General features: G+C 30.9%; 11 protein-coding genes. 5 read left to right on the top strand and 6 right to left on the bottom strand.

Translation table 11 applies throughout. The annotated features are described in order from the left end of the window. From JJD95_RS02005 to JJD95_RS01995, 3 genes are all read left to right on the top strand, one after another. Positions 1–2,505, top strand: coding sequence for an ABC transporter permease (locus JJD95_RS02005; RefSeq protein ID WP_291639839.1), 2,505 nt, complete (start codon positions 1–3; stop codon positions 2,503–2,505). A gap of 115 nt (positions 2,506–2,620) precedes the next feature. Beyond that, positions 2,621–3,331, top strand: coding sequence for a response regulator transcription factor (locus tag JJD95_RS02000; protein WP_291639837.1), 711 nt, complete (start codon positions 2,621–2,623; stop codon positions 3,329–3,331). Then, positions 3,328–4,569 carry a HAMP domain-containing sensor histidine kinase gene (locus JJD95_RS01995; protein WP_291639835.1) on the top strand — a complete coding sequence of 414 codons (1,242 nt, stop codon included), beginning with the start codon at positions 3,328–3,330 and terminating at the stop codon, positions 4,567–4,569. The genes JJD95_RS02000 and JJD95_RS01995 overlap by 4 nt, the downstream gene beginning before the upstream one ends. A gap of 33 nt (positions 4,570–4,602) precedes the next feature. On the opposite strand, the gene JJD95_RS01990 is transcribed toward JJD95_RS01995, so the two are convergent. After that, positions 4,603–5,856, bottom strand: a complete 1,254-nt coding sequence (locus JJD95_RS01990; protein WP_291639833.1) for an MFS transporter — start codon at positions 5,854–5,856, stop codon at positions 4,603–4,605. A gap of 190 nt (positions 5,857–6,046) precedes the next feature. Here JJD95_RS01990 and JJD95_RS01985 point away from each other — a divergent pair, with 190 nt between their 5' ends. Further along, positions 6,047–6,865 (top strand): EFR1 family ferrodoxin, encoded by an 819-nt coding sequence (locus JJD95_RS01985; protein WP_291639832.1) that lies wholly within the window; start codon positions 6,047–6,049, stop codon positions 6,863–6,865. On the opposite strand, the gene JJD95_RS01980 is transcribed toward JJD95_RS01985, so the two are convergent. Next, on the bottom strand, positions 6,858–8,462 hold the full coding sequence (locus JJD95_RS01980) for an amidohydrolase family protein (protein WP_291639830.1): 1,605 nt from the start codon (positions 8,460–8,462) through the stop codon (positions 6,858–6,860). The two genes, JJD95_RS01985 and JJD95_RS01980, sit on opposite strands and share 8 nt — an antisense overlap. 161 nt (positions 8,463–8,623) lie before the next feature. Between JJD95_RS01980 and JJD95_RS01975 the strand changes: the two genes are divergently transcribed. Further along, complete coding sequence (locus JJD95_RS01975) at positions 8,624–10,189, top strand: tetratricopeptide repeat protein (protein ID WP_291639828.1); 1,566 nt, start codon at positions 8,624–8,626, stop codon at positions 10,187–10,189. A gap of 1 nt (position 10,190) precedes the next feature. On the opposite strand, the gene JJD95_RS01970 is transcribed toward JJD95_RS01975, so the two are convergent. The 4 genes from JJD95_RS01970 to JJD95_RS01955 all read right to left on the bottom strand — a co-directional run bounded on the left by JJD95_RS01970 (position 10,191) and on the right by JJD95_RS01955 (position 12,590). Next, positions 10,191–10,919, bottom strand: coding sequence for a flavodoxin family protein (locus JJD95_RS01970; RefSeq protein WP_291639826.1), 729 nt, complete (start codon positions 10,917–10,919; stop codon positions 10,191–10,193). A 43-nt stretch (positions 10,920–10,962) separates the two neighbouring features. Continuing rightward, on the bottom strand, positions 10,963–11,604 hold the full coding sequence (locus JJD95_RS01965; protein WP_291639824.1) for a hypothetical protein: 642 nt from the start codon (positions 11,602–11,604) through the stop codon (positions 10,963–10,965). Positions 11,605–11,701: 97 nt separating this feature from the next. After that, positions 11,702–12,379 (bottom strand): DUF1048 domain-containing protein, encoded by a 678-nt coding sequence (locus JJD95_RS01960; RefSeq protein ID WP_291639822.1) that lies wholly within the window; start codon positions 12,377–12,379, stop codon positions 11,702–11,704. After that, positions 12,372–12,590, bottom strand: a complete 219-nt coding sequence (locus JJD95_RS01955) for a PadR family transcriptional regulator (RefSeq protein WP_291639820.1) — start codon at positions 12,588–12,590, stop codon at positions 12,372–12,374. The genes JJD95_RS01960 and JJD95_RS01955 overlap by 8 nt, the downstream gene beginning before the upstream one ends. Between the last annotated feature and the right edge of the window lie 125 nt (positions 12,591–12,715).

Genomic DNA, 12,715 nt, shown 5'->3' with positions numbered 1-12,715 from the left:
ATGATAACAAGTTATAAAAAGCTAACAGGGAAATATTTAAAGAGAAATAAAAAAAGAACAATACTTACGATTATAGGGATAATGTTATCTGTTGCTCTTATATCAACAATAGGGCTGTTTTTTAATGGAATACAGGATGCGCAGATACAGGATGCCAGAAATAAGTATGGGTCTGCACATGTACTATTTCAAAAGACAGATGCAAATTTAATATCAAAGATAGTTAACAATCCTAAAGTTTCTAGAAGCGGACTTTATACTGAAAGTGATGATGTAAAATTAGGTGATAAGTTAGTTGTTAACAAAATAACTGCAACAGATAAGGCCTTAGAACTTCTTCCTTATAACGCAAAGATAGGGAGGTTACCGGAAAGTGCAAATGAAGTGGCCGTAGAAAAGTGGGCATTATCTTATATTGATAAAGAAGCTAAAGTAGGAAATAAAATTAAAGTTGCGGATAGTGAATATATCCTTGTAGGGATACTTGAGGACAGTATTCAAAGTCAGATAGACGGCAAAGGAGTAATTTTATTAAAAAATAATAGTATAGATGAAAAAAATGCAACATTATTAGTAGAAATAAGCTCAAAAACAAACTTGAAAGTTGCCCTGCAGGAATTAAGACAGTTACCAAATTCAATTGTGGAAAATGATTATTTGATACAAATGCAAGGAGCAGGAGAATTTGATTCTGGACTTAAAGGCTTATATGTATCTCTTGCAATAATAATTGGAATAGTTTTAATAGCTACAATAGCAGTAATATATAACTCATTTCAAATAAGTATTGTAGAGCGAATTAAACAGTTTGGACTTTTGAGAGCAGTGGGAACTACTCCAAAACAAATTAGAAAAATTGTTCTAAGAGAGGCAACAATACTAGCAATAATTGCCATTCCACTAGGACTCATATGTGGCATTATAGCTATATTTGGAATAGGTATTGCATTTAAATTAATTGGTGTAGATTCAGTTGTACCTATAAAAATTTCCATATCACCTATAGTTTTACTCATAAGTTCAGCAGTGGGGATTGTCTCAATATATCTATCAGCACTAGTGCCGGCATATTTTGCAAGTAGAATTTCACCACTAAGTGCTATAAGTGGTAGAAACTCTATAACAAAGGAAAAAATAAAGAGAAGAAAGAATGTAGTTATTCAAAGAATATTTGGGTTTGAAGGAGCACTGGCTGCTAAAAATATTAAGAGAAATAGAAAAAGATATAGAATAACTGTGTTTTCAATAGTAATAAGTGTAGTGCTATTTGTTACTTTTAAATCCTTTATGGATATGTCACTGAATATATCATCAGATATTAATGAATCCAAGGATATCCATTTTTCAGTTGAAAAGGATAATCGTACATCTGGACTAAATCATAAAACCATAGACAGTAAAATAGAAGATGATATTAAAGCTATGAAATCCGTGGATAAGGTATATAGAGGCTACAATCCATATATTTTCAGTATGGCAATTAATAGTAATAGTGAAGTTAAAGAAATTCAGGATATGGGAAATATATATAAAAAAACAACTTTAGATGGAGTTGAGGAAACTCTTATGGAAAGTTGTATTGTAATTTATGATAAGGAATCTATTGAAGTTTCTAAAAAATATATTGAGTCAGGAAATATTGATATAGAAAAATTAAATAGTGGAAATGGAGTAATCTTGTATAACAAATATAGAGTGCAGAATCAAACTACAGATAAAGAATATTTTGGACCACTAGCAGATATAAAAGTAGGGGATGAAATTGACTTGCAATTTAGGGGAGGTTGGTATGAACCTAATGAAGTAACAACAGAATTCGGTAAAGGCAATGTTCAAAAGGTTGTTGTTATGGCAATTTTTGAAACCTCACCCTTCAACAATATGCAAGTAAATAATAACTTGAATATAATTACAACCGAGGAAATGGCAAAAAAATTAACCGGGGACAATGACATTGGTCCTGTAAAATTAAACATAGTTCTTAAGGATATAAAAACTGAAGATGAAGGGAAAATGGGAATAGAAACTGCCATAAAATCAAGCTCTGATTTAAGGGTAATAAACAATATAGATAGTAATAGGAAATCAAAATCCATATTACTAATGATTAAAATTCTGTTGTATGGATTTGTATTGGTAGTTTCCTTAATAGGTAGTGTTAATATTGTAAATACATTAACAACAAATATTATCCTTAGAAAAAGAGAGTTTGCTACATTAAAATCCATTGGACTAACTCAAAAGGGTTTAAGAAAAATGATTATTCTAGAAGGACTTCTATATGGAATAGTAGGTGCTATATATGGTTCAATAATAGGCTGCGGTATATCCTATCTGATAGGATTATCAATGGGCGCATTTAGAGAGTTCGGGTGGGTGTTTCCAGTCGAGGCCATAGCTATTGCGGGAGTAGCATCTATAGTTATTGGTTATTTATCAGTATTATCACCACTTTCAAGAATTAAGAAAGAAAACCTAATTGAAGCAGTTAGAGAAGATTATTAGCAAAAAAAATTCTCTTTCCCAATTCTCAAGTATATGAAGCTTTAACTTAACGTAGAACTGAGGTATTATTAAGTTGTTAATACTTAACAATACTTTAGAATGAGGTGAAAAAAGCATGAATAGATTATTATTAGTTGAAGATGATGAGTCATTAGCTCTTGGCATAGAATTTTCGCTAAAAGATGGTGGCTACGAAGTTTCTAGAGCATCAACAGTAGAAGGTGGAAAAAACTTATTTCATTTAGAGTTGTTCCATTTGATTTTATTAGACGTTAACTTGCCTGATGGCAATGGATATGAATTATGTAAGTACATAAGGGAGGAAAGTGATGTTCCTATAATATTTCTAACAGCCTGCGATGAAGAGGTTAATATAGTTCAAGGGCTTGAAATAGGTGGAGATGATTATATAACAAAGCCTTTTCGTGTAAGAGAACTTTTATCAAGAATAAATGCACTAATTAGAAGAAGTTCTAAAAATATAATAAACTCTCAAAATATATCAGTAGAAAAAATATTAAAAAGTGGAAATATAATTGTTGATAATATAAAAGGAACAGTAAAGAAAAATGGTGAGGTTATAAATCTTACAGCGCAAGAATACAAGCTTTTACTAATATTTATGAATAGGCCTAATATTTTAATGAAAAGGGATGAGATTCTAGGTGAATTATTAGAAGGTGAAGATCCTTTTTTTGATGAAAACACATTATCTGTTTATATTAAGAGAATTAGAGATAAAATAGAAGATAATCCAAGAGAACCTGGGTATATAGTTAATAAGCGTGGACTGGGGTATAAGTGGAATAAGGATACAATAATATGAAGAAATATTTTATTAATAGTGAACTTAAAATAAGCACAGCTCTTCTTTTGATTTTAATGACTTTATTTTTAATAATTACATCTCTAGCTTTAAAAGTGAATAATGATAACTTAAAAGCTGATTATATAAAAAGCTTAGGAGCAATTGCTGAAAGGGTAGTTTTAGAAAATCCTGAAATGGAGGAGAAAATTATACCTCTTATTACAAAGGAAATTTCTGTGGAAGAAGCTACAAGTGGAAGTGAATTTTTAAAACAATATGGGTTAACACAGGATTTAGAGGATTCGCTTTTCCCATATGTTGGACCAACTATTATTAAAAACAACTACGTAATTATATTTGTTTTTATTCTTATGACCGCAATATTATTTACACTTAACTATTTCCAATATAGTTTTTTCTATAAACGGATAAGAAGATTAACTTGCGCTGCCCAAAAGGTAGTTGAAGGCGATTATGACATAGAAATAAATGAAAATAAAGAAGGGGATTTTTCAAAGCTAGCTATTTCTTTTAATTCTATGAGAGGAATAATAAGGAGTAATTTAAGTGATCTTAGGCGAGAAAAACAATTTTTAGTTGATTTATTATCAGATATATCCCATCAGTTAAAAACTCCACTTTCCTCTGTGATTTTATATAACGATATTATGGTTACAAAGCAGCTGCCTGAAAATCAAAGGTTGGATTTTTTACAAAATAATCAAAATCAACTAGAAAAAATGAACTGGCTCATAAAAAATATACTAAAGCTTGCTAAATTGGACGCCAAGGCTATAGAAATTGTGAAAGAAGAGCAAAGCTTAAATGAAACGATGCAAGATGCAATAGACTCACTGGAGTGCAAGGCCTTTGAGGCAAATGTTAATGTCATTTTTAGTGAAAGTGAAGAGATAGTTTTTAAACACGATAGATTATGGCTTGAGGAGGCAATCATTAATATTATAAAAAATGCTATAGAGCACACGCCACAAGATGGAACCATAAGTTTGGAACTTATGGAAAATGCACTGTATACAAGAATTATAATAGAGGATACAGGAGAAGGCATAATGGAAGCGGACTTGCCTAATATATTTAAGCGTTTTTATAAAGCTAAAACCGTAAGGAAAAGTGAATCCATTGGAATAGGGCTGGCTCTTTCAAAATCAATTATTGAAGCACATAATGGAATGATTGAAGTTCGAAGCGTCATGGGAATAGGAACCAAATTTACTATCACTCTTTTGAAATTCTAATTACATATATTGGTGAAACAAAAAAAGCAAAATCTAATTTAAAGTAGATTTTGCCTGTTTTCTATGTTTAACCCATATTATAAGTAACAATATTAACACAACTGTACAAATACCTGATAATATAAAACAAAATCTAGCTCCATATTTCTCTGCTATAAATCCTGAAAATAGGCTTCCAATTGGAGTGAACCCAGCAAACACAAGCGAATATACGCTCATTACACGTCCCCTGTATTCATCTTCAGAATTTAGTTGTAACGTGGAATTAGCAGTGGTGGAAAAGAACATATTTAATATTCCAGTTATAGATAAACTTAGTGCAGTTAAGTAAAATATGTTACTAAGGCCTGTAAAAATAAGCATTATGCCAATGCCGATAGAGCCTCCTATCATAAGAACTCTGTTTGGAGCCCCTTTACTTTTAAATGTCACAAGAAGTGCTCCAACAAGGGAACCTGCTCCAAGTGCAGATAATAAAACACCATAAGTTTTTGCACCCATATGTAGTACATTTTTAGTGAATACAGGTATTAAAACAGCGTAGTTAAAAACAAAGACTCCCATAATACTAACTAATATCAAAGTTTCGAGTAAAATTGGCTTGTTTTTTATATATTTAAGACCATCCACTATTTCCTTCAATATGCCTTTTTCAGAGGTTTTCATTCTAACATAAGTAACTGCTTCAATATGTACAAGTCCATAGATTACTGCCATAAAGCTAAAACCATTTAATAAAAAACACCAACCTGCTCCAAGGTACCCCATAAGCATAGCTCCAATAGCAGGTCCAATAATTCTTGCTAAGTTAAAAGTGGCAGAATTTAAAGCAATAGCATTCATCAAATCTTCTTTTCCGACTATTTCCATATTAAAAGCTTGCCTAGTTGGCATATCTAAAGTATTGCAAAATCCAAGACACAAAGCTAAAACTATTATGTATTCGTATTTCAAAGTATTGGTAAAAACCAATGCAGATAATGTAAAAGCCAAAAGCATAGAAATCGTCTGAGTGAATATCAGTATTTTTTTCTTTGGAAACTTATCCGTTAGTACCCCAGCAAACAATGAGAAAAAGGTTACGGGTAAAAACTGCATGGTTCCAACAAGCCCAAGTAAAAATGGAGACCCTGTTAAGGAAAGTACAAGCCAAGATTGACCTATGTTTTGTGTCCAAGTACCTATTAAGGAAATACACTGTCCAAACCAAAAATATCTATAATTCTTATGCGTAAGCGCATGAAAGTTTATGTTAATAAATCGCTTGGTAGAAGCAGCTATATTCAATACTATCCTCTCCTAATATAATGCATCGCTTTTAAAATATTTATCAATTTTAATAATAAGGCATTATTGGTTTCAATGCAACTATTATTTATTGATGAGGTGGACAAGAAACTTGCCACTTGCCACTTGCCACGTGGGTGGCACTTATGGTAAGGTAAACTTATGGTAAGGTGAAACGGGAGGGATTGTTATGAATAAGAAAATTAATATGATGTATTTTAGTGCTACTGGTACAACTAGAAAAGTCGTATCTGGTATAGCAAAGAAAATTTCAGAGAATATTGGTATGGATATAGCTATAAACGAGATTGCTTTTACAATTCCAGAAGTTAGAAAAAATCCAGTGTGCTTTACAGAAGAAGATGTTGTCATTATTGGAGTTCCAGTTTATGCAGGAAGAGTGCCTAACGTATTATTAAAGTATTTAAATTCTATTACGGGTAATGCTGCACTTGCAATTCCTGTAGTTGTTTATGGCAACAGAAATTATGATGATGCACTAATAGAATTAAGCGATATACTTGAACTAAATGGGTTTAAAGTTATTGCAGGTGGCGCATTTATTGGCGAACATTCATTTTCGAAAACGCTTGCTAGGAACAGGCCCGATGAAAAAGATATGGACATTGCAGGCGACTTTGCAAATCAGATATATATAAAAATTACAACTCAAGATGAAACTCAAGCTGTAATTATAAAGGGGAATAAGCCTTATAGAAAATATTATAGGCCTGTGACTAAAGAGGGGATACCTGTTGATATCAGAAAGGTTACCCCAAAAACGAATAGCAATTGTAATGATTGTAAACTATGCGTAAGTATTTGCCCTATGGGTTCCATTGATTTTGAGGATGTATCTAAATTAAATGGGATTTGTATTAAATGTGGGGCTTGTATTAAAAAATGTCCAACTAATGCAAAGTATTATGATGATGTAGATTATTTAAGACATAAACATGAATTAGAAGTACAATTTTCTTATCGAAGAGAGCCAGAGCTATTTATATGAGTTTATAAACTTTTCCATAACCATTATTACAAACCATGCTATCCCTTACGGCAACATTACCATTCAGCACTACGTATTTAATCCCTACAGGAGCTTTAGTTGGATTAAAGTAATCCTCAAAACCCATAATTTCCTTTAAATCAAATAAAACTATATCTGCAGTTTTGCCTACAGCTAAAAGTCCTATATCTTTAAGGCCTAAAGTTTTAGCAGGCAAATATGATATCTTATATATAGCCTTCTCAAGAGTAAGAGCCTTTTTGTCTCTAACAAATTTACCTATAAAAAGAGGGAAGTTTCCATAAAGCCTTGGATGTGGATTCCCAGCTGGTATACTATCTGAGCCTACCATTTGAAGTGGATGATTTATTAACTTAATGGTATCCTCTTCTGAAAACACATCTAGTGTTACTACTCCTACCCCAAACTTTTCTGATGCAAGAAGTTGTAATGCAAAATCCACTGCGTCAATATCTAATTCTTTAGCAATGGCACCTACAGTCTTTCCAACATATTTTAAATCTACCTTTTCTTTTACAGATGTTATAAGTATTCCATCCCAGCCAGTAATTAAGCTGTAATTGTCCCATCCCGCATAGTGAGTTTTATGACTTTTAAGCTCTTCTTTAAGAGTTGCAACCATCTCGCTATCTTGAAGTCTTTTAACCATTTCCAGGCTTCCCCCAGCAGTAACCCAAGGTGGTAAAAGTTGAGTCATAAGAGTGCTTCCTGATAAATATAAATGCTCATCAAAGGTTATTTTTATTCCTTTAGCTACCGCACTTTCTATGTAACTTATAAGCGTTTCAGCGTCGCATCCCAAATCTTTCGAGTTATAAGACCTCATGTGTGATATGTGAAGACGTACCTTAGACTGCCCAGCTATATAAATTATTTCCTCTAGAGCATTTATTATAGTATCGTCATGGTTTCTAAGATGAATCATAACAATTCCATTATATTTTGCTATGACTTTGCATATATCTATTAACTCGTCTTTTGTACTGAAAATTCCAGGCAAGTATTGAAGACCTAAAGACATGCCAAACGCACCAGCTTTCATAGCATTCTCTGCTATTTCACACATGGATTTAATTTCCTCTGTAGTTGGTGTTTTACTATCAAAGCCCATAATGCTTGTCCTAATTGCTCCATGTGAAATTAGAGCTGTATAATTATTTTTCAGTCCTTTTTTAGATATTTCATTAGTATAGTCATACATACTAGAAAAATTCCATTTGAAGCCTGGATCACCAACGACTCCTCTTATATAGTTTTTCCATAAATTTTTTTCATCTTCAATACAAGGAACAACTCCTAAACCGCATTGGCCTACAAGCTCTGTTGTTACCCCTTGCATCAACTTTAAATTTTGAATGTTCTCTTCCATAAAAGGTACTAAATCGTTATGACTGTGCACATCAATGAACCCTGGAGAAACTATTAGGCCGTTGGCATCAATAACATCTAAAGCTTCTTCATCTATATTACTTTCGATTTTAACTATATTTCCATCCCTTATGCCTAAATCACTGTGATAAGATGAATTACCTGTACCGTCTATAATGAATCCGTTTTTTATTAAAATATCTAACATTTTTATCAACTTCCTTTAGGTTAAATCTATTAACTTAATTCAATTATACAGTATTTGAATGCAATTATTCAAATATAAGATAATTATATACAAATTGTTATACATTTTTTATATAAGGTAATACATGGTATAATAATATAAAAATTACGGGGGGGATTAAATTGTCAAAAAATGCAGTTATACTTGAAGCTGAAAGCCAATTATCGGAGTCTATGTTATGGAGTCTACAGAAAGATTTTTTTGCAAAACAAGGCCCGGAGGCCTGGACTAAGGGGATAGTACCTCAGTATATAACCACCAATCCTTATATAGCAAATTTGTATGCAAAAACTATATTTGGGTACTGTAGGGACTATGTTACAAGGACGGATATGGATAAAAACTCTACTATATACATAATGGAGCTTGCTTCAGGGGTAGGTAGATTTACCTATACCTTTCTTAAAAGATTTTTACATCTAATAGAAAATTCTTCTCTTAAAGGGCTGAAATTTAAATATATAGTAACTGATTTTTCTGAGAAGAATATCGAATATTGGCAGAATCATAGCTTTTTAAAGCCCTATTTTGATTGTGGAGTATTGGACTGTGCAACCTTTGATATATCTAAAGATGATCAGCTTAAGTTAAGACACAGTGGAGAAGTTTTGTCTAGTGGAAATCTTAAAAATCCTTTGATTTTAATTGCTAATTATACCTTTGACAGCCTTCCTCAAGACACCTTTTATGTGAATGAGGGAGAAATTTATGAAGGCTTGATTACAATAACTTCTCCTGAGATTAAAGTTAACACCGCAGATAAATCTATACTAGCAGGTTTAGATTATTACTATACAGATAACCAAATCCAAGGTAGTAATTATTATGAAGATGATGATATTAATAATATACTTCTATATTATAAAAATCATTTGGAAGATACATCTTTTTCATTGCCCATAATGGCCATGCGCTGTATATCTAGATTAAGAACATTATTTAATGATGATATAATTCTAATTTCTGCGGATAAAGGTTATAAAAGTGAAAAAGAAATGCTCAAGAATTCTCATCCGTTTTTATCAAAACATGGTTGTATTTCTATGACAGTTAACTTTCATTCAATGGAACAATATTTTAAAAATATTGGTGGAAGGGCCCTACATAGTATATATGATCATGAAAATATAAACATGTCACTGTTTTTATTTAGCAATAGTTCTCATGATTTTATAGAAACTACAATGGCCTATAAGGAAATTATTGAAAGTATAGGACCCGATGATTTTTATATTTTGAAAAAAGCAGTTGTTCCTCTAAGCGAATCTTTAGAAACAAAACAGATACTAACCTTTCTTCGCTTTACAGTTTGGGATGCAAGAACATTTCAAGAAGTCTATAACATATTGACTGAAAGAATGGATACTGAAGAAGAGTTCCCCGTAGAGGAACTAGTTATAGTAATGAACAAAGTTTGGGACAATTATTTTCCTATAGGCGAAGAAGGGGATTTAGCATACTATATAGGCTTATTATTTAGTTATGTTGGTTATGATACTGACGCACTAAGATTTTTTGAATATTCACTTGAGTTATATGGTGCTAATGCTGAAATTTATTATAAAATTGCAGTTTGTTTTTACAATCTAAGCCAAATTGAAAAAGCTCTAGAGTTTGTAGAAAAATCACTAGAATTAGATCCAATTTTCGATTCGTGTAGAACACTCAAAACTTTGATTACGGGTTAAATTATTTATTTACTACTTTATTTAAAAATTTTCCAAAGCTTGTGGCTATTAATTTGTTAAAGATATTTATTCTGCATTTAAAATAATATACATCAGCAAACCATCCTTTTTCACTCCAATACTCGGTGTCCAGGCCTACTAGTTTATAGGCAAGTACTTTTTGAACTTGAAAATTTATTAGGGAATTTAATGAGGGCTTATAATTTTCCTTATTCCTACTAAGATGTTCAATAAAAATCTCGCATTCACTTTGCGAGATTTTATTATTTATAGTTCTAATATTTCTACCAATTCTACCAGCATTAAATCCACCCCATTGAACTACAATTCTCTGTAAATATTTTAAAGTGGATTTAAGACCAGAACCTTTGGTTGTGGATATTACAAGAATGGGTTTGCCATAAATTTGGGGGCGATGAAACCAACTGCAGGTTCTATCAACAAATGTCTTTAGCTTTCCAGATACATTTTCCATATAAACTGGCGAAGTTAAAATTAGTCCATCACACAATCTGATTTTCTCCATTATATTTTCTACCTGATCATCTAATACGCATCCACCTTTAACCAAACAATGCTCACAGCCAATACAAGCTTTAATATCATAATCAAAGAGATTTATTATTTCTATATTAATATTGTGACTTCTCAATATTTCACTAACCTGAGAAATTAGGCCGTAAGTATTCATTTTTCTGCTGCTTGAATTTATTGCTAGTACTTTTAGCATTATAAGTACATCCCCCTCATTTTTATTATGGAACTAGTGTAATTTAATTTTTCATTTCTTTAATCTCATCTAGCATTAATAGATTTAATCTATTTATTTCTTTTCTTTTTTTCATTCTTTCTTTTATTAATTTACTTCTATAATCTATTTCAATTAATTCAACCTCCGATTTCATTGAATCGCAAATTTCATATATCTTTTTAAACTGTATCGCTGTTTGCTCAAACTCTTCATCGAAATTAACTATATCCTTATTATCATAAACCATCTTAAGTGATTCTAATTGATATCTTATTGTTGTAGAAAATTGTATAAGAAGTTCATCCGATTTAACTTTAAAAAGATATAATAATAGTTCTGTGTAAATTCTATAAAGAGTGTCATTATCAAAAATATCTAGATTAACTTTACTGTAACCTAAACTAACTTTTAAATCTATGTGAAGTAGTTTCCTTATTGTATTAGTATAACTTTCTGAAGCATGTAATCCATAAAGTGTTGTGCTATTTTCTACCTTTTTAAAGAATTTACTTATTTCTTCAAAACTTACAAATAGTCTTATTTCACTATCCGTTCTTATTAATCTAACCTGCTTTGTATCTTTAGAAATGTCTCCATTACTTAGAAATAAGTTGCCTTCTGTAGCACCTCTTATATCACTTACACACATCCACGTATCTGACAATTAAAAATCACCTCCTGGGTTTGTATTTTATAATTTTATGATTTCATATACATGTATTATAACTTGTTTCTTTAAATTTTATCAATATACATACTCGTTATTTTTCTGATAAATAATTACCCCAAAAATATAAACCACAACCAATAATAAGAACTATAAATATATTTAATCTAAATAATAATATTTTATCAAAAAATACCATGCAAGCAAAAGGTATACTAATCCATAGACATGCTATTGCCCAAAGTTTTAAAAACTCTTTTATTTTACCACTCTTAACAGGTAGCTTAAAACAAGTTTTTTTGGTGTAAAAGAAAATAACAATGATAATAAGAGATATTAGTAAATACTGAAAAATAGTTCCCAAACTAAAGTTCAGATTAAACGTGAAATCGTTAAATCCATATTTTATAATTATAATTAAATTCTGTGAAATATAATTAATAATTGATAGTATTATTATAATACTCCCTGCGTACATTACATAATCACTACAACGTGATAGATATTTATAGCTTGATTTATAGGTATTTACAATCTCCTCACAGTAATGTCTAATATCAGATGTCCCTAATACATTTTCAATACTTACACCTTGATTTTCTGCATTTAAAAAGCTGTCTAGTATTTGTTGAAGAAATTCTTCCGCATCTTTTATTTTTATATTAGACATTCTTATATAGACTACAATGTCGGTAAATATAATTTTGTTCTCTTCAGATAAGTTTTCAGATGCTTTATTTAATTGTTTTATTAGTGATTTTGTTTTAGTCATTTAATTCATCCCCCAATATCTTATTAACTGATTTCGAAATTTTATCCCAGGATCTACAAAAAACTAAAAATTCATCTTTACCTAGATTAGTAAGTGAATAGTATTTTCGTTTTGGGCCCAGCGGAGAGTCTCTGCTAATTGATGATAACAAACCATTTTTTTCTAGTCTAATTAGCAATGGATATAAAGTTCCTTCAGTGTAGTGCGTCAAAATATAGCTTTATATAACTGCATTCCTAAGTCAAATTATAACTATAATACTAATAATTATCTAGTTATTAATTGCTTTTTTGATAAGCACATTATTTCTATGACAAAAGCTCCTAACGACTTGAC

The organism is Clostridium sp., from assembly GCF_016650035.1.
Taxonomy (GTDB): Bacteria; Bacillota; Clostridia; order Clostridiales; family Clostridiaceae; genus Clostridium_AD.
The sequence above is the reverse complement of the archived record's forward strand: the minus strand, read 5'-3'. Positions and strand labels throughout refer to the sequence as shown.

Coding starts and splice junctions, on each gene's coding strand:
- JJD95_RS02005 (WP_291639839.1), top strand. CDS start 1: ATGATAACAAGTTATAAAAAGCTAACAGGGAAATATTTAAAGAGAAAT.
- JJD95_RS02000 (WP_291639837.1), top strand. CDS start 2,621: ATGAATAGATTATTATTAGTTGAAGATGATGAGTCATTAGCTCTTGGC.
- JJD95_RS01995 (WP_291639835.1), top strand. CDS start 3,328: ATGAAGAAATATTTTATTAATAGTGAACTTAAAATAAGCACAGCTCTT.
- JJD95_RS01985 (WP_291639832.1), top strand. CDS start 6,047: ATGAATAAGAAAATTAATATGATGTATTTTAGTGCTACTGGTACAACT.
- JJD95_RS01980 (WP_291639830.1), bottom strand. CDS start 8,462: ATGTTAGATATTTTAATAAAAAACGGATTCATTATAGACGGTACAGGT.
- JJD95_RS01970 (WP_291639826.1), bottom strand. CDS start 10,919: ATGCTAAAAGTACTAGCAATAAATTCAAGCAGCAGAAAAATGAATACT.
- JJD95_RS01960 (WP_291639822.1), bottom strand. CDS start 12,379: ATGACTAAAACAAAATCACTAATAAAACAATTAAATAAAGCATCTGAA.